The organism is Reichenbachiella sp. MSK19-1, assembly GCF_003590315.1.
GTDB classification, from domain to species: Bacteria; Bacteroidota; Bacteroidia; order Cytophagales; family Cyclobacteriaceae; genus Reichenbachiella; species Reichenbachiella agariperforans.
In genome coordinates, this window is record NZ_MIER01000016.1 from 274,118 (window position 1) to 292,589 (window position 18,472).

General features: G+C 42.1%; 16 protein-coding genes. 12 read left to right on the forward strand and 4 right to left on the reverse strand.

Going from position 1 to position 18,472, the window contains the following annotated elements; translation table 11 throughout:
* The first annotated feature begins 38 nt into the window (after positions 1–38).
* The 9 genes from BGP76_RS13850 to BGP76_RS13890 all read left to right on the forward strand — a co-directional run bounded on the left by BGP76_RS13850 (position 39) and on the right by BGP76_RS13890 (position 10,324).
* Entirely contained in the window at positions 39–788 is a 750-nt protein-coding gene (locus tag BGP76_RS13850; protein WP_119845131.1) for a copper homeostasis protein CutC, read from the forward strand.
* Between the two features lie 156 nt (positions 789–944).
* Complete coding sequence (locus BGP76_RS13855; RefSeq protein WP_073123616.1) at positions 945–2,288, forward strand: NAD(P)/FAD-dependent oxidoreductase; 1,344 nt, start codon at positions 945–947, stop codon at positions 2,286–2,288.
* Positions 2,289–2,393: 105 nt separating this feature from the next.
* Positions 2,394–2,897, forward strand: a complete 504-nt coding sequence (locus tag BGP76_RS13860) for a hypothetical protein (RefSeq protein ID WP_073123614.1) — start codon at positions 2,394–2,396, stop codon at positions 2,895–2,897.
* A 1-nt stretch (position 2,898) separates the two neighbouring features.
* Positions 2,899–3,468, forward strand: a complete 570-nt coding sequence (locus BGP76_RS13865; protein WP_119845132.1) for a sugar O-acetyltransferase — start codon at positions 2,899–2,901, stop codon at positions 3,466–3,468.
* 171 nt (positions 3,469–3,639) lie between these two features.
* A complete protein-coding gene (locus BGP76_RS13870) occupies positions 3,640–5,490 on the forward strand; it encodes a hypothetical protein (RefSeq protein WP_119845133.1) in 1,851 nt (616 codons plus the stop codon).
* A gap of 76 nt (positions 5,491–5,566) precedes the next feature.
* Positions 5,567–6,145 carry a TetR/AcrR family transcriptional regulator gene (locus BGP76_RS13875; RefSeq protein ID WP_073123610.1) on the forward strand — a complete coding sequence of 193 codons (579 nt, stop codon included), beginning with the start codon at positions 5,567–5,569 and terminating at the stop codon, positions 6,143–6,145.
* Between the two features lie 80 nt (positions 6,146–6,225).
* Positions 6,226–6,975 (forward strand): glucose 1-dehydrogenase, encoded by a 750-nt coding sequence (locus BGP76_RS13880; protein ID WP_119845556.1) that lies wholly within the window; start codon positions 6,226–6,228, stop codon positions 6,973–6,975.
* A 237-nt stretch (positions 6,976–7,212) separates the two neighbouring features.
* Positions 7,213–8,571 (forward strand): tetratricopeptide repeat protein, encoded by a 1,359-nt coding sequence (locus BGP76_RS13885; RefSeq protein WP_158584279.1) that lies wholly within the window; start codon positions 7,213–7,215, stop codon positions 8,569–8,571.
* A 67-nt stretch (positions 8,572–8,638) separates the two neighbouring features.
* Entirely contained in the window at positions 8,639–10,324 is a 1,686-nt protein-coding gene (locus BGP76_RS13890) for a hypothetical protein (RefSeq protein WP_147407477.1), read from the forward strand.
* 59 nt (positions 10,325–10,383) lie between these two features.
* Here the strand turns inward: BGP76_RS13890 and BGP76_RS13895 are convergent, their stop codons facing one another.
* A complete protein-coding gene (locus tag BGP76_RS13895) occupies positions 10,384–10,932 on the reverse strand; it encodes a carboxymuconolactone decarboxylase family protein (RefSeq protein ID WP_119845136.1) in 549 nt (182 codons plus the stop codon).
* A 104-nt stretch (positions 10,933–11,036) separates the two neighbouring features.
* Positions 11,037–11,885, reverse strand: coding sequence for an AraC family transcriptional regulator (locus tag BGP76_RS13900; protein ID WP_119845137.1), 849 nt, complete (start codon positions 11,883–11,885; stop codon positions 11,037–11,039).
* 228 nt (positions 11,886–12,113) lie between these two features.
* On the opposite strand from BGP76_RS13900, the gene BGP76_RS13905 reads away from it, so the two are divergent.
* Positions 12,114–12,686 (forward strand): pentapeptide repeat-containing protein, encoded by a 573-nt coding sequence (locus BGP76_RS13905; protein WP_119845138.1) that lies wholly within the window; start codon positions 12,114–12,116, stop codon positions 12,684–12,686.
* A 3-nt stretch (positions 12,687–12,689) separates the two neighbouring features.
* Here the strand turns inward: BGP76_RS13905 and glpK are convergent, their stop codons facing one another.
* Positions 12,690–14,177 (reverse strand): glycerol kinase GlpK, encoded by a 1,488-nt coding sequence (glpK, locus tag BGP76_RS13910; RefSeq protein ID WP_073123598.1) that lies wholly within the window; start codon positions 14,175–14,177, stop codon positions 12,690–12,692.
* Between the two features lie 394 nt (positions 14,178–14,571).
* Positions 14,572–16,413, reverse strand: coding sequence for a VWA domain-containing protein (locus BGP76_RS13915; protein WP_119845557.1), 1,842 nt, complete (start codon positions 16,411–16,413; stop codon positions 14,572–14,574).
* Positions 16,414–16,530: 117 nt separating this feature from the next.
* On the opposite strand from BGP76_RS13915, the gene BGP76_RS13920 reads away from it, so the two are divergent.
* Both BGP76_RS13920 and BGP76_RS13925 read left to right on the forward strand, forming a co-directional pair.
* Positions 16,531–17,088, forward strand: a complete 558-nt coding sequence (locus BGP76_RS13920) for an RNA polymerase sigma factor (RefSeq protein WP_255397245.1) — start codon at positions 16,531–16,533, stop codon at positions 17,086–17,088.
* Positions 17,081–18,400, forward strand: a complete 1,320-nt coding sequence (locus BGP76_RS13925; protein WP_119845139.1) for a TonB family protein — start codon at positions 17,081–17,083, stop codon at positions 18,398–18,400. The genes BGP76_RS13920 and BGP76_RS13925 overlap by 8 nt, the downstream gene beginning before the upstream one ends.
* Positions 18,401–18,472 lie beyond the last annotated feature (72 nt).

Here is an 18,472-nt window from a genome sequence, read left to right on the forward strand (position 1 = left end):
TTTTGATACAACTATATATTCTCCATTATGTTTGTAGCATGCTCACAGGTAGAAAAACGACAATCGAAGTATGTGTAGATTCAGTGACCTCAGCGCGCAATGCTCTGGCAGGTGGAGCAGATCGTGTGGAGTTGTGTGACAATCTGGTCGAAGGAGGAACCACACCGAGCGCCGGTATGATCAAAACCATCCGTGAGCAGGTGAGTATTGGACTTCAAGTTATGATTCGCCCCAGAGGCGGAGATTTTTTGTATGACGAAGATGAGTTTCGCGTGATGCAAGAGGATGTACGACAAGCTAAATCTCTGGGAGCAGATGGCGTGGTATTCGGCCTTTTGATGTCAGATGGAAACATAGACCGAGAGAGAACCCAGCAACTGATCGAGTTGGCTCGACCGATGGAAGTGACATTTCATCGTGCCTTTGACATGGTATCAGACGCCAGTCGTGCATTGGAGGATTTGATTTCTATAGGAGTAGACCGAGTACTCACTTCGGGGCTGGAGGCCAATGTGGTAGAAGGTGCCGCTCAGTTGACAGCACTAGTCCAACAAGCCGGAGATCGGATTGTGATTTTAGCTGGAGGAGGAGTCCGTGTCGACAATATCAAATCGCTGGTAGAACAGACGGGGGTTCGAGAGATTCATATCAGTGCTCGACAAACTATAGATAGCCAGATGAACTACCGAAACCATCGAGTCAAAATGGGTGCGATACCCGATGCGGAGTATCAGAATCGTGTGGTAGATGTATCAATCATAAGGCAATTTTTAGCGCTTTTGTCCTGAGACAAAGATTTGATTTATCATCTGCCAGTGTGACTTTCTTCTAAGCGTAAATATTGCAGTTTTATATGGTAGTATTCCGTGGTTATTTAAATGTTAATTTGATGAACTAGCTATCTTCGCATTCGTAAAATCATTTACGAATATCCATCACACATTATGTCTACTGTCCAAACAGACCAACTCGAAAAAATCAACATTCCTAAATCAGAATTACCACGAATCGTCATTATAGGAGGAGGATTTGCGGGATTACGGTTTGTCAAAAATATTGATTCTAAAAAGTACCAAGTCGTACTCCTTGACCGCTACAACTACCACACATTTCAGCCGCTGCTCTATCAAGTCGCTACGGCAGGTTTAGAGCCCGATTCGATTGCTGGCCCATTGCGAAAGACTTTTCATCACAAGAAGAATTTTTACTTCCGTATGGCATCCGCCAAAAACGTAAATCCAGTGGATAAAATCATCGAGACCAATATAGGTCAGTTGAGTTATGATCATTTGGTGTTGGCATGTGGATCGATTACTAACTTCTTTAACAACGAAGAGTTCGAACAGCGTGCATTTCCACTCAAACAGTTGCCTCATGCGCTGAACCTACGCTCGCAGATTCTGCAAAACTTCGAAAAGGCAGTCCTTAAAAACGACGAAAATGAAGTGCAGCGTCTCATGAACTACGTGATCGTAGGCGGAGGACCTACTGGAGTCGAAGTGGCAGGAGCGCTAGGAGAGCTAAAGAAACAAGTACTCCCCAAGGATTTCCCAGAACTGAACCTCAATAAAATGCAGATCTACTTGATCGAGGGACAGGACAGGCTTCTGGGTGGGATGTCCCAAAAATCTAGTGAAAAGGCCTTTGGTTATCTCAAAAAATTTGATGTCAACCTCTATGTAGGCAAGATCGTCGAGTCTTTCGATGGAGAAACGGTCGTGCTCAACGACGGGATGCGTATCCCAAGCGAAACGCTCATCTGGGCAGCAGGTGTCAATGGCAATGCTTTGACAGGCATGGACACCACATTGACCCGTGACAACCGCTACCAAGTAGACGAATACAGCCAGGTCAAAGGTTTTGATGAAGTATATGCTGTGGGTGATGTAGCCTCTATGCAAAGTGAGGAGCTTAAAAGAGGTCACCCCATGCTTGCGCCTGTAGCCACACAGCAAGCGGGCTTATTAGCCAAAAACCTGAATAAGGGGATGGAAAAGACCAATTGGAAAGCCTTCAAATATGTCGATAAAGGAACCATGGCAACCGTGGGGAGAAACAAAGCAGTAACCGAGATTTTCGGAAAACTGAAGTACGGTGGTTTCTTGGCGTGGTTGACTTGGATGTTTGTTCACCTAGTGCTCATCGTTGAGTTTAGAAACAAGCTCGTCATCATGTCCAACTGGGTATGGAACTACTTCACCTATGATCGCGGGACACGACTGATCATTCGCCCGTTCGTCAAGAAGAAAAAGAAACATGTTGAGCAAGCAGAAGAGATGCCTGTTTAGTCTAAGCTCAATAAAGGTTAATCCTACAATCTCATGTTACTCGTCGTATTGTTTTGCGATACTAGACACCTTTTAGTATTTTGAGACAAACATAAAACCTGTAGCATGAGATTGATTTTATTAGGAGTCCTGTTGCTCCTTTCAACAGTAGCTGTTCAAGCGCAAAGCAATTGTGCTTGCTGTACTACCAGCCACGAAGCGTTTGATTTTTGGGTAGGAGACTGGGAAGTTTATACCATAGAAAATGAAAAGCTCGGGGAAAGCACCGTATCTAAACTAGAAAAGGACTGTGTGATTCAAGAGGAGTGGCACGGAGAGTCGGGAGTCACTGGTCGTAGTTTCAACTATTTCGATCCGTCAGATTCCAAATGGAATCAACTCTGGCTCGATAGCGGTGGATCCAATCTAAAGCTAAAAGGCGAACAATCAGACGATAGCATGGTCTTGCAGAGTGGGCTTACCCGTGGCAAGAAAATCTCATGGTACTATGACCGCATCACCTACACCAAGATAGATGACAATACTGTGAGTCAAGTCTGGCAAATACTAGATGCCAATGAGCGTCCCGTAACTACCGTGTTTCATGGTGTGTACCGAAGAAAAAGCTAAGATGACAGAAAAAGAAAAAATGCTCTCTGGTCAACTATACGATGCATCAGATGCAGAGTTAGTCCAGGAGCGCCATCAAGCGAGGTTGTTGTTTCAAGAGATCAACAGGACAGGTGACGAACACAAAGAGCAACGCAACGAACTATTCTATAAGCTATTTGGGTCGGCAGGAGAAGGCCTCTGGATAGAGCCATCATTCTACTGCGACTATGGTTATAATATCAAGTTGGGAAAGAAAGTCTTCATGAACTTCAACTGTTGCATACTCGACGTGATGGAGGTTAATATAGGGAACAATGTCCTCTTCGCACCCAACGTGCATGTCTACACAGCCTCTCACCCTTTGGATGCCAAGACACGATCTGAGTGGCTAGAGAATGCCAAACCCGTCACCATCGGCAATGATGTTTGGATAGGCGGAGGAGCCATCATCTGCCCTGGAGTCACTATTGGAAACCGCGTTGTAGTAGGTGCAGGATCAGTCGTCACCAAAGATGTACCAGATGATGTACTCGTCGCAGGAAACCCTGCTCAGGTCATCCGTCCGATAGATAATTCGGATTTCAAATAGAAAAGAAGATATTCCCTTATCCTTGTTATATTACAGTTGGTAGTGCGTTAATAAACGATTTTTTTCGTCGGAACGGGCAAACTATCAATTAGCAACATCGAGAAAATTAGAAGTTATATTAAGAGCCGTCTTCTGTGAAGACAGTAAAATACCATATAAACTAATTTTTGCATGAAACTCGAAAAAATCCTCGACCATCTCAACTCCTTTGAGAAAAATTCATTTCTGAAAATAATTGATACCATTATTGCTCAGAAGCCTAAAAAGTCAAAACAGATCGATAAAATATTGAATAATGCTAGTGGCGATCTAAAGGCAATGGATAGTATCAATATATCAGAAGTGTTCGAATTGCTCAAAGATGAGTTTTCGGACTATCTAAAGCATGAGTTTCTAGTTTCCACATCCCAAATAGATATTTTGTCAGACATACTGATCCGTGATGGAAATTGCATCATGAAACAAGACTGGTTATGCCGGCTTTATGAAACAGAATTGAAGCAATTAAAGAAAAAGATAGGCGTTTTTAAGGCTGAAATAGAAAATGAAAAATCAACAATTGAAGCTTTAAGAAAGCGTGATTATATCACGTTTCGGGCTTGTGTAAATACTGCATTTACGAATGATGATCTAAACAACCAAGAAAGGAAAATAACCTTTGATGAGCAGACTATCCTAAACACTTTGTCAAGCAAATTGGAACTATCCAACGAAGAGATAAAACTGATCAACTACATGGTGGTTCCTTTAGTACAGTTGGAAATAGACTCGGTGATCAGCGAAATGAAAAATTTAGGTGTTTTGTTCTTTTCTAGGAAAACGAACATGGTTTATATCGCAGATGAAATTGTGACACTTGTTCGTAAACTAAAAGGAAAAGAGGTTGCTGACAAATACTTTAGGAGAGTTCTAAGACAAATTCGTGAACCTCAAATCAACATGATTTGTAAGAAACATAATATAGACTGGAAGCAAACCGTAGATTTGAAAATCAAAGAAATCATAAATGAGGGAATTTCATTTACAGGTGTTTTATCAAATGATATTTTTAAAGAGGGAGTTCTAGTTACAGAAAAGAAAAAATTCATCAATGAGCTATGTGATAGTAAGCTAAAGTTGAACAATGCTTTGAAAGGAGCAACCGTGGATGAAAAACTAGAGAGTGTAATCAGATTTTTTGAAGAGGTTGAAGCGGATGATAAAGTAGGTATTTCAATAGAAGGATATGAGAAAATGCTACTTGAGTTAAGTGAAATTTTGCCTAAAACTAAGATCATCCTTAAAAATGAGTTTGAGCTCCAAGAAGAAAACATAATGAAGAGCGCCTATCTTTTAGACTACAACATCAAACCGAGAGATGTATTGGAAGTGATTCCAGAAACAGATTTGGAGATCTTTTGTGAAAAGGTAGCCATAAAAACCCGTGGTGATTTGTTGGCTAACATTTTAGAGAATTATAAGGATGCTGAAAATCTATACCTTGAAAATTATGCAAGTGTAGGGTATCGGGATCTAGCTACTCTCAAGGAGAATGGAATAATAGTTAAGGAAAGTGAATTAGGAATCTTATTTGAGGATCTTACTAAAACGATTTTCACAAAATTGGGCTTTACGGTAAATGAAGATTTAAGGAAGAAACTAAATACCTCTAAGGATAAGATGGATATGGTTATTTCGATTTCTGAGCAAGATATAATATTACTTGAATGTAAGTCTGTCAAGGAAAGTGGGTACAATAAATTTAGTTCTGTCTCTCGACAGTTGAAATCTTATATAGGTTTGGCTGAAAAGAATGGCTATAAGGTCATTAAATCACTACTTATTGCGCCTGAGTTTTCAGACGACTTTGTCAAAGAGTGTGGTTTGGATTACGAGTTGAATTTATCATTGATTACCGCTAAGTCATTAACGAAAATATTGGAAGGTTTAAAAGTCTCTAAACATAAATCTTTACCCCATAATTTACTTATGCGCGATGTTTTAATCCAAGAAGATAGGATAATGAAGTCCATTGGAAAATAGGCTGTATATGTATTAGAGAAACGTGGCTAGAGCTACTCCGAAACTTTCTGTAAATTTGGTGCGTTGAACAAATCACATGCCCAAATCAGTATCATTTGATAGAGCCCAGGTCATAGACCAAGTCACGAAACTATTCTGGAGGAAGGGGTTTCATGCGACCTCTATGCAGGATTTGGTGGATGCTACAGGTCTCAATAGATCGAGTATCTACAATACCTTTGGGGATAAATATCAACTTTTCGAAGCGTCCATTCGACATTATCAAAACGGCCAGTCTGAGACGGTTTTACAATCTTTTTATAAAAGCCTTTCTCCTCTAGAGTCAATACATGATTTTTTTCTCTCCATACTAGCGAGTATCAAAGAGGACAAAGAACGAAGAGGCTGTTTTCTCTCCAACTGCACTACGGAGCTAGGCAAATCAGATGTCAATATCCAAGGATTGCTCATTGCGAACAAGGATGCGATGGTGGGACTGTTTGAGCAGAAGTTGGTTGCAGCACAGAATGCGGGAGAAATAGCTCTAGATAAAAATGTTCGCCTCTCGGCGCTTTACCTGTTCACAAGCCTACAGGGTCTACAGGTCACGGCGATATTGATGTCTGACCAGAGAGATTTGGATGCGCTGGTCGAAAGGATTTTAGAAAATCTATAATTTTTTTGTTCAAATCTGAAACGTTCGTTTCAAATGATCCGTTATCTGAACCAATCGTTTCAAATAACCAAAACAAAATCATGAGTAGATTAGAAAACAAAGTAGCATTCATCACTGGAGGAAACAGTGGTATCGGTTTGGCAACTGCCAAACTTTTCGTAAAAGAAGGAGCTAAGGTCGTGATCACGGGTCGTAGACAAGAAGCACTCGATGCTGCAGTTAAAGAAATCGGGGGAGATGTAACTGCGGTTCTGGCAGATGCTAAAGATATAGCCGCTAGTCAAGCAGCTGTGCAAAAAGCAGTAGCGGCCTATGGTAATATTGATATTCTGTTCTTGAATGCGGGTATAGCTCATTTTATGCCGATGAGTGATATCACCGAAGAGCACTTTGATGATCATTTCAATACCAATGTGAAGAGCCCCTTCTTTACAATCAAGGCTGCAATACCACATCTTAATGAGGGAGGCGTCATCATCGGGAATACTTCGATTGTACACCAAAAAGGTTTCCCAGGTTCTGCGGTTTATTCCGCGACCAAAGGTGCTTTGAGACTGCTATCCAGAGTGCTGACTAATGAACTAAGTGCTAAAAAAATCCGTGCGGTGAGTGTGGCACCAGGTCCGATAGATACCCCGATCTACGGTAAAATGGACATGTCCGAAGAGCAGCTGAACCAAATGGGACAGGGTTTTGCACAGCAAGTGCCACTAGGCAGGTTCGGTTCGTCTGAAGAGATCGCTAAGTCAGTTTTGTTTTTGGCGTCTGACGAAGCTTCATTCATCACAGGAGTAGAACTAGAAATAGACGGAGGTTTGAGTCAGGTATAATAGACTTGTTTCCACATTAGAGAAAAGGCGTTTGAAATATTTCAAACGCCTTTTTTGTTAAAATTTTAATCGAACACGGTAGTAGTCCTTTTTACTTGAACAGCAACAGTGCCATGATTCTAAGGTTAGGGTTATCCTTAGGTGAGTAAATAACTTTTTGAATGCCAGTATTTTATTTATTTTTGTTCTAACTGTTAGCACAGAGATAATATGCTTTAAATACTTATGGAAAAACCCATGAAAACACTATTATGTATAGTGCTATGCAGTTTGCTACAGACCTCACTTAATGCGCAACAATACCCTTTGTCAAAGCACGATTCGGCGGTGGTTATAAAAAACCTAGCGAATTATGAACAGAGTCTAGATGAAAAGGGAAATTTCAAAGATGCTTCATATTTTCTCAATCAGATTGCTTACGTGTATTGGGAGCACAACCATTATGAAGAGGCTATCAAATATTACCACAAATCACTCGAGCTTAATAGACAGATTGAAAATGAGAATGGTATAGCTATGCTTAATAATAATTTGGGAATGCTTTATTCTGATATAGAAGATTTTAGTCAGTCCCGTGATTATTTTATGAAGACTTTAGCAGCTAGGCGATCAAAGAATGAAAAGCTAGGCATGATATCCGCGCTCATTAACTTATCAGTAGTACTTAATAACTTGAAAGAGTATGATCAATCAGTAACATTTTTGCTGGAAGCACTTAACCTAGCAAGGGAAAAAAATGATGTAGACCAAATGAAAAGTTGTTATGGAATGCTGTCAGAAACCTATGAAAAAGCAGGCAACGCCAAACAATCAATTTATTATTTTGATCTCTACAAGACCTTTACTCAAATGGCTCAGGATGACAAAATGGATAAAATCATGGAGGATTACTCTGAGGAGAGATTGCTTAAGCAAAAATTAGAAGAAGAAAACAGAAGAGGCCAAGAAGAACTTGCCGCAAAACAAAGTCGAATTAGAGAGATAGAGGAGAAAAGAAGGAGTCTTGATGTGAAACTCAGCCAGTATGATAGTGTCAATGCTGCTTTATATGAGAACTTAACACAGAAGGAGTTGCAAATAGAGGTGATACAGAAAGAGTTTACAATTAAAGAATTGGAATCTGAGCGTGCTATTCAAGAACAAAACCTGGAAAATGAAAAACAAAGACGAATTAGAGATATTGTGATTCTCTGTTTGATGACTATGATCATCACAACAATATTTATTGCAAGGGGCTATAGAAAGGCAAGGAAAGTAGCAGGTTACCTCAAAGAGAGTAGAAGACAAATTACAGACCTAAATGAAAACCTTCAAGTCAAGGTAGATGAAAGAACAAAAACACTGCGACTCGCTAATGAAAAGTTAAAGGAGTATATTTTTTCTAATAGTCATGTGATCCGCAGACCTGTAGCTAACATCATAGGGATTTTAAGCTTAATCGAGACGAGAAAAGGAAATTTTCAAGAAAGTGACTTGGAGTTATTTGCTTTGTTGAAAACAAGTATCGACGAACTTGATGAGGTGATTAAAGCATCAAATGAAAGTTTGACTCTCAATGAGTCCGTGACCAATCAAATTGAAACTAGTGAACAATAGGGCTTTGAATCTATATAGGAGAGCTACAAGTATAATTGTAATACTGCTTTGCTCAGTAATCGTGGTGTTGGCTCAAGGTAATCACACCCCGAAACCACATACAGATACTGAGGGAAGAGTATACTGGAACAAATCACAGCCAGTTTATCTACGTCTAGCAAGTTCGCCAGATGATAAGGGAGTACTGCTAAAAAATGATGAGCAACCGCAGTATACTAGCCCAATATATTTTGATACTGAAGGTATCAATTATATCAGAACCCGTCATGCGATAGATAATCAGACTAAGACAGTAGCTGTTCCGCATCAGGAAGTTCTGCTACCAGTATATGCCGATGGACTCAGTCCACGAACACAGTTAGAGATCGTCACGACGAATGTTTATTCAAATGCTAATATCGAATATACTGGTAGTGGCGCTGTGGTGTTTCTTCATAGTAGTGATGCTATGTCTGGCGTGGAACAAATTTATTATTCACTCAATGAGGATGGGTTTGCTCCCTATACTACAGAGATCGAATTGAGAGAATCGGGCTTGAACCATCTCAGATATTATGCAGTGGATCATGTGGGCAATGTTGAGACGCTACACGAACAAAGCATAATGGTGGACTTAAATTCACCAGTGAGCACGCATCGTATTGACGGGATCCAGATTCAAGAAGCTTATTCTCAAGGAGCTTCATTGGTATTAGAGTCCATGGATAGCCTATCGGGAATCAAAGCGATATATTATCAGCTAGATTCTGGAGAATATCAGTTGTATTCAGGTCGTAACTTGTTGTTGGATTTTTTGACCAATGGATATCATACGCTCCAGTACTATGCCGTTGACTATGTTGGTAATACGGAACCAGTTAATACTTATGAATTTTATTTTGACACTGCAGCACCATTAATGGCCGCTGATATCTTGGGAGATAGATTTATAGTAGGAGATCAGATTTATTTTTCGGGTCGAACGAAAATGAAGTTTACGGCAGTGGACAATAAAGCAGGCATAGAGCATATTAAATACAGTATTGATAGCCAGCCGTTTTTAGACTATGATCAGCCCTTTTATCTTCCTAGCGCTGCAGGTACTCATGTGATCAAATATTTTGCCATTGATAGATTTGGTAACAAAACCAACGATGCAAAATCAGCCCGCTCATTTCATGAGTATGAACATCAAGCGACCAAGGTGTATGTAGATTTAACAGGTCCTGATTTGAGTTATTCTTTTACAGGAGATCTGATTGAAACGAGAGATACTGTGTTTGTGAACTCTTCTACAAAAGTAATCTTACAAGCAACAGACAATGAATCTGGGATGCAAAAAATTACATACAGTTTAGAGGGGTCAGCAGAGGAGTTTGATTTTATCGAAGGGTTAAATTTTGTAGAGTCAGGATATCATGCCGTTGATTTTTATGGCTATGACAATGTCAACAATCGCAATGTGAATCATATGGATATGTTCGTGGACAATCAAGGGCCCAAAATCTTTTATTACTTTAGTAGCAAACCATACGCCACATCACCCGAAGGTGAGTTTTATACCAACGGAACAGCCATATATCTGGCAGCACAGGATGATCATGTAGGCCTAAAAGAGCTATACTATAGGGTAGATGATGGGAAAGAAAGAGTGTATGTGGGCAAGGTTAAATTCGTACAGAAGAACCAAAAGCAAATACTATACATCAGGGCAGTTGATTTATTGGGTAATGAATCAGAGGCAGAGGTTCTATTTGTGACGGGAAAAAATTAAATTATTTCAAATACAGTCACCTATTGATTATGATCAAGGTGACTGTATGATTATAAGAGTTAAACCGTAGCAGCCTCAAATACCGGCGCTGCAGGAAAATCAACTTCGAACTGACCGAAACCGTGTAGGTAGTTGCTGATGGTTTTGTCACCGATGAGGATGATCGTATCTACTAGGTTTTCTTTGGTGTATCCTGCTGCAAAAAAAGCGTCTATTACACTTTGATCTGCTTTGCTGCGGTTGATAGATGCATTTTTCACCAACTGAGCTAGGGCATCAAATTTGCCGTCAAATGTTGCGCGACCTGTTCTAATCTCTAAAATCTGCTCATCTGAGAACCCATTCATTTTAGATACTGCTGTGTGTGCTGCTAGACAGTAATCACAGTTGTTGACCTGGCTGACAACTAGATTCACTACTTCTTTTTCTTTATTGGATAGAGACGTTTTTCTATTGCTCAGAGTGAGGTAGTCGCCGAGTGCTCCCTCAGCATGTGGGTAGGACGCATATAGGTTTGGTACGAAACCAAGAGCCCCTTTCAGTTGATCAAAAATTGCTTGATTGCTTGCTGATACTTCTTCTCTTGTTTTTGGATTTAAATTAGCCATTGTCTTATGTGTTTAGTGTTTCAAAAAATTGTTTCTGAGTATATAAACAGCGAATCACCGATTAGGTCATGGTGATGTTTTCCCGACGAATGGTCAATATTTCCCTAAGTGAGCTTTTTCTTCGATTTTTTGTAATCTATGGGGGCACAGCCTGTGATTTTTTTGAAAAGCTTGTTGAAAGCAGATGCGTCCTCGAACCCCAGACTGTGCGAGACCTCCTTGGCCGTTTTGTTGCTATTCAACAGTTGGTACTGAGCCTCTTGAATCACCCGGTCGTGAATGACTCGAAGAGGAGTCTTGTCACTGTGTTTGGAAAATGCATTTGATAGTGTTTTGGGAGATTTGTGTAATAGATCAGCATAGTCTGCTATGTTTTTCATCTCACGAAAATGTTTGTCGACCAAGGCAGTATAGGCACGAATGATATCGGAGGCGTCTTGAATATTAGGCTTTATGATAAGCTGTGCCTTGGCAAGCCTAGTACATTTGATAATGAGTCGAGTGAGTAGTAGCTGAAGCATTTCTCCCTGAATGACGTCTTTTGTGTCGAACTCCTCTTCGAATACCTCGAATAGGCTTTGCATCTTTTGGCTTTCGCTCTCATCTAGATGGATCAGCGGGATGTCCTGTGTGCCGTAGAATATGACGCCATTGCAGGATACTTCTTCCTGGTGGTCTTTGATACAATAGAATTCCCTATTGAAAGAAAGGCAAGTGATCTGTACATCTCGGGTATTGAAAGTTACATTTTGAAGCTCAGTCGCAGTGGTAATGTGATTAGGAGCTAGTTTGACCTCTCTATGATTGATTTCAAGTTCAATGGTACTGGTAGACTGATTCCAAAACAAGTGGTTGAGACCTTTTGTCATCACAAGGTTTTCTGTCATCAAATCCAGCTGATTGCTGAGTCTAAAGTAGGCACTGAGTTGTCTTTCTTTGTATTCTAGGTGCATATCACATGAAGGTATGCTTTCTAACAATATTATGAAAAAAAGGTTCGGGTTAGTTGAGTTTAAATTGTCTTCTTCAGAAGGTGGTTTTCGTGAATAGAATATGTTGTAGGCGAAATGAAAGACTTTTTTATTAGTAAAAAGACGTTAAAACTTGAAAATTCAAAGCGGAACTCGATTTTTATGTTTTGATGAATGACCGCATATTTACCTCTTAAATGACTAGTAAGAATGAGTGACGGATATTTTGATGAACAGATTTATACAACGGTTGATTTTGGAGCTGAATCATGGGAAAGCGGAGAGTATGTCGACTGTACTTTCAAGAACTGTAACATGTCAGGACTGGATTTGTCAGGTGATACTTTTGCCACTACAGAATTCATAGGGTGTGATCTGAGCATGTCAAAACTGGCTCATACCTCATTCAAGGAAGTTCATTTCAAAGATTGCAAATTGATGGGGTTGCACTTTGATGATTGCAATCCGTTTTTGTTGGACTTTGTTTTCGAAGGTTGTGTGTTGGATTTTTCTTCCTTTTTTCGATTGAATATCAAGAAGACAAGGTTTGAAAATTGCAAGATGGAGAAGGTTGATTTTACGCAGACGGACTTGACTCAGTCACTGTTCAAAGAGTGCAACCTGTCTCAGGCAGTATTTGATCGCAGTGGTTTGGAGAAGTGTGATTTTAGAACAGCCTATGGTTATGCGCTCGATCCAGATATCAATGCCATCAAAGGTGCTAAATTTTCAAAGGAAGGAGCAATCGGTTTGCTCAGCAAATACAAAATTGATATTTCGTAGTGGCTATCTAGCCCAGTTCATGCAGCGTTTGACGGCATTGTGCCAGCCTTCGTAGAGTTTATTTCGCGTATAGTCGTCCATCTTGGGCTTGAAGGTTTTATCTACCGATCGCTTTTTGAAGATCGTATCCTTGTTCCATATACCTGCAGTGATGCCTGCGAGATACGCCGCTCCTAGTGCTGTTGACTCTATGTCCGATGGACGCTCGACAGGTATCCCCATGATGTTGGCCTGAAACTGCATGAGGTAGTTGTTGGCTGAGGCACCACCATCAACTTTTAGTTCGGTGATTTTGAGTCCTGAGTCAGCTGCCATGGCCTGCAATACGTCTCTGGTTTGATATGCCATAGAATCCAAAGTGGCTTTAATCAAATCTTGTTGCCCTGAATCTCTCGTGAGGCCAAAAATCCCACCGCGTGCATACATATCCCAAAAAGGTGCACCTAGTCCCGCAAAGGCTGGTACGACGTACACCCCCGAATCTGGGTCAGCTTTCTTAGCGATGGCTTCCGTTTCGTCCGCAGAGGTGATGAGTTTGAGTCCGTCTCTGAGCCAGTCTACCGCAGCACCTGCCATAAAGACGCTTCCCTCTAGAGCATAGTCGATTTTGCCATCAAATCCCAGTGCGATGGTAGAAAGCAGACCGTTGGTCGAGTATTGGATGTTTTCACCTGTATTCATCAGGATGAAGCAGCCCGTACCATAGGTGTTTTTGGCCTGTCCTGGCTCGACACAGCCCTGTCCAAATAAGGCCGCCTGCTGGTCTCCAGCGACTCCTGTGATCTGAATTTCTTGTCCGTACAGTTTGGCTAGTCCAAAGAAATACCCTGAATGCGTCACGTCAGGAAGCATTTCTCGAGGGATGGTAAATTTACCTAGTAGCTCATCGTCCCACTTGAGCTCCACTATATTGAAGAGCATGGTGCGAGAAGCATTGGTGAAATCTGTGATATGAGATTCTCCTTGAGTCAGATTCCAAATAATCCATGAATCTATAGTGCCGAAAAGGAGTTCTCCGTTTTCGGCCTTTCGTCTAGCTCCAGAGACGTTGTTCAGTATCCATTGCAGCTTAGTCGCCGAGAAATACGAGTCAAGTCTGAGACCTGTAGTTTCTTTAATATAAGCATCGAGTCCTTCCTCTTCATCTTTCATTTCACGACACTGCTGCGCAGTACGAGTGTCTTGCCATGAAATACAATTGTAGATTGGTTTTCCGTTTTTCTTGTCCCAAACAACGACCGATTCACGTTGATTGGTAATGCCAATAGTGGCTACCTGTGTGATACTGACTTTGGTTTTTTTGAGCACCTCAAAAATGACCTCTTCGAGATCTTTCATCATCAATTTGGGATCATGCTCCACCCAATCTGGTTTGGGATACACTTGCTTGAGTTCCTTTTGAGACACCCCGATCATTTTTGCTTTTTGATCGAAAATAGCAGCCCTCGTACTCGTGGTTCCCTGATCCAATGCCAGTACATATTGCTTCATATTGTCAAATATCAGTCTATTTTACCTATATAGAATAGATTAATTTATCATTTTTTACAGAGAAAAACTAAACCATGACCAATAACTGTTGAGGAGAAAAAAGTCTGTGTGGGTAACCACTTCATAATAAATGGATTGTGGGTATTGGGTAGTTTGGAGAATGCCGTGATGATACATGGATAGTAAGTACGAGACACAAAAAAAGCCTTAGCGAAACCATCGCTAAGGCCAAACTCAAAACATAACCAATCAACTAATCTATCGGTCCCGGCTGGACCATAAACTATGAAATTTTATTAATCTAAACTCGATAGGTAATAGGCAAGCCCTGTGCCAAAGTCAGAACATGAATGTTAAAATAGGTGAAATGCCTAGGTCTTCTTTAGGCATAGCTTTACATCACCATCAGGTGATAGCTCTTCACTAGGTTGATGAATTCACTGCGGTAGCCGTTTTCGTCTTTGCCCTTGGAGGCCTTGGCCCATGAGAGTACTTGCTGGCTCGTAGCGCCTCCTTTGAACTCTGAGTCGCGGAGGATCATGCCAAATGCCGCTACGCTGGCTGACCACCTGAAATTGTCCGAGTTTTGTTCCCATGAGATGGCATGATCAAGTAGCGGGTGTTCGATCAAGAGGCTCTTATTGCCTTTGGGGGCTTTGTAGCGTAACTTGACAGTCATGAGCTCGTCGGTTTGCTGTGCGGCAGGTGTTGTTTCTACGGTTTGATATTTCAATTGGTCTACGGGACTAAATTCACTTTTGATACCTACAGGGATGATTTCATAGAGAGCCGTGACGGTATGACCCGCTCCGAGTTCGCCTGCATCTTTCTTGTCGTTGTTGAAGTCCTCGTCTGCTAGGGCACGATTTTCATAGCCTATCAACCGGTAGGCTTGGACTTTGGCGGGGTTGAATTCTACTTGGATTTTGACATCCTTGGCGATGGTGAATAGTGTGCCGCCAAATTCGTTGACGAGGACTTTTTTGGCTTCCAAGATATTGTCGATGTAGGCATAGTTGCCGTTTCCCTTGTCTGCGAGGGTTTCCATTTTGGCATCCTTGTAGTTGCCCATCCCGAAACCAAGTACGGTGAGAAATACACCTTCTTCTCGCTTTTGCTCAATGAGTCGCTGCATACCTGCATCGCTGGATTCTCCGACATTGAAATCTCCGTCGGTTGCAAGTATGATGCGGTTGTTGCCGTGCTCTTTGTAGTGGTCCTGGGCGATTTTGTAGGCGAGGTTGATCCCTGCTCCACCAGCTGTAGAGCCACCTGCTTCTAGATTGTCTAGGGCACGAATGATGGTTTCTTTGTCATCGCCAGGCGTAGAGGGCAGTACCACCCCAGCGGCACCTGCATAGACGACTATGGCGACTCTATCCTGTGGGCGTAGTTGCTGCACGAGTAGTTTGAAGCCTGATTTCAACAAAGGCAGCTTGTTTGGGTCGCTCATCGAACCAGATACATCTAGTAGGAATACCAAGTTGGAAGCGGGTAGATCGTCTGTAGGGATGTTTTTTCCTTGCAGGCCGATGTGCACCAGTTGATGCTGTTCGTTCCATGGGGCAGTGGAGATTTCGGTGTTGACTGAGAAAGGATCAGAACCTATCGGTTCGGCATAGTCGTAGTTGAAGTAGTTGATCATTTCTTCGATTCGCACGGCGTCTTTTGGTGGTTTTTGACCGTTGTTGATGAAGCGACGCATGTTGCTGTAGGACGCAGCATCCACATCGATGGAGAAAGTCGAGAGCGGTTTGTTTTGCGCCATATGAAAGATGTTTTCTTCGATGGCATCATAGTCCTCCGTGTTGTGTTGTATGTTGGCTTCTCTATCAGAAAAGTACATGGGGGCAGCCATGGCTTTTTTGGTGCGGCTGTTGAACAAGCGAGACTTGGCTGTGCCATAGCCTATGACGACACACTCTTCCAACTGAGACGAGTCCATGTGCAAGTTGACATGGATGGTGTTTTGATTTTTGATTTCAACCTCTTGTGTCTCATACCCGATGAAAGAGAAAGTCAAGAAGTTTTTGTCCGAAGGGACAGAGATAGCATAAAGGCCGTCTATGTCGGTGATGGTTCCGGTAGAACTACCCTTGATGATGACTGTGACCCCTGCGATCGGTTGGCCGTCAGCAGCGTCAGTGACGCGACCTTGGATTGTACGGTTCGTTGTGGGGGATTGGGCAGCTGTACCTACCAATAGGGCGAAAAGGATAATGGCTATTTGTCTCATGATTTTAACTTTTTGGTAAAACATTTGACCATAGGATGCAGCCTCGATTGGGATTCCATAAAAGTTTTTGAAAAAAGTGAATAGATTGATCTCTCATCCGAGAAAAAGAACCCGTATTTGACAAACTCCACGACTGATAGCGACCATTTTATTTTGCAGCAGTACCAACAGCATGGAGACATAGCGGTACTCGGCAGGTTATACCAGCGCTACATGCACTTGGTCTATGGGGTGGCGTTGAAGTATTTCAAAAACAAGGAAGAGGCACAGGATGCCGTACACAATATATTCGAAGAACTGGTCGTCAAGTTGCCCGGTCACGAGGTGGACAATTTCAAGAGTTGGCTCTATGTCTTGACAAGAAACCATTGTTTGATGCAGCTGCGAAGACAAAAAACCAAAGGCCAATCGTCAGAATTGTCGGAGGCAGTTATGGAATCGAGTGAAGATTTGCATCATGATGACGAAACCAGACTCGAAGAGAATCTCGTAAAATTAGAAAGCTGTATAGATAAGCTGAAAGAAGAGCAGCAGACTTGCGTTCGTTTGTTTTTCCTCGAAAGAAAGTGCTACCAAGAGGTGGAATTAAAGACTGGTTTTGGGATCAAAAAAGTAAAGAGTTACATCCAAAACGGAAAGCGAAATTTGAAACTATGCATGGAAGAAAGTGAATAAAGACCGTCCACATATCGAACCTCTGTCAGAACTGACACCTGCACTGATGCAACAATATCTACGCGACGAGCTCTCACCAGAGATGCGACATGCAGTAGAGCGCTATCTGCTGGATCATCCCTTTGAGGCGGAGGCCATGAGAGGCTATGAATCTGTGTCCGTAGAGATGGAAAAGGATGTAGCGGCCCTGGTTGAGCGTTTGGCAATGGCCAAGTCAGACGCCAAGGTTGTGCCGATATGGAAAAATCCTATGCGGATAGCTGCTGCAGTGGCGTTGTTGCTCATGGGGTCGTTTTCGATATGGACGGTGATGGATACGCTCAGGGAGGAAGACACTATCGTCATGAAGGAAGATACTCCAGTGAAACCAGAAAAGGAACAAGCCCAACCACCTCTCTCGAAACCTGTGACCGAAGAAATAGAAGCAGTTGAGCCGAGTAAGAAAATAGTAGCCCCAACTCCTAAGCATAAGGTTTCTCCTCCAAAGGAAACACCTAAGCAGGACATGCTAGAGATAGCTGTAGAAACAGAGGATCAACCCATGCCAGAACAAGAAGAGAGCCCTTCTTTGGCTGATGAAGAATTGGCAGAAACCGTGTATTCTGTCGAAGAGGACGTAGTACCAATCAATCAGGCAGCAGAAGAACCTATGGCGATGAGTTCTCAGCCAGCCTTAGCTGCGCGAATGAAAAAGCGACAATCCGTCGCTACGTCTGATGGGAGCTACAGTAGCAAAACGGTTTATGGCAAGGTCGTAGGATCCGACGGAGAGGATATTCCGGGTGCGACAGTTTGGATTAAAGAAACCGGCGAAGGAACAGTCACGGATATCGAAGGACGGTTTGAAGTGTCGAATGCCCATGAAGGGGAGACGCTGGAGGTGAACTTTATTGGCTACTCGAGCGAACAGATCAGGATAGGAGCGAATGACACAATCCTTGCAGTCATGGAAACCGACATGGCCGCTCTCGATGAAGTAGTGGTGATTGGCTATGGTGAGTCTCCCCCTAAGCCCGACGCAGGTGCAACTCCCGTTGATGGTTTTTTGAAATACAAAAGATATATAAAGGAAAACCTACGCTACCCTGCCGAGGCACGCACGCAGCAAATTGAAGGAAAAGTCACCGTACGGTTTACGGTAGACAGCTATGGTAATGTATCCGATATTGTGATCAAAAAAGGCTTAGGCCATGGCTGTGATGAGGAGTCCATTCGCCTGATTACGGAAGGTCCATCGTGGAAGCCATCGATTCGGGACAACCAATCTGTCGAGGATGTCATCACCTTGCGCATCAAGTTTAGTTTGGAATAGGACTGGAACTAGTGAGTTTTAACTCATACCCTAAATCATTGTGTATTGATCGTGAATTTCGTATTTTGTAGT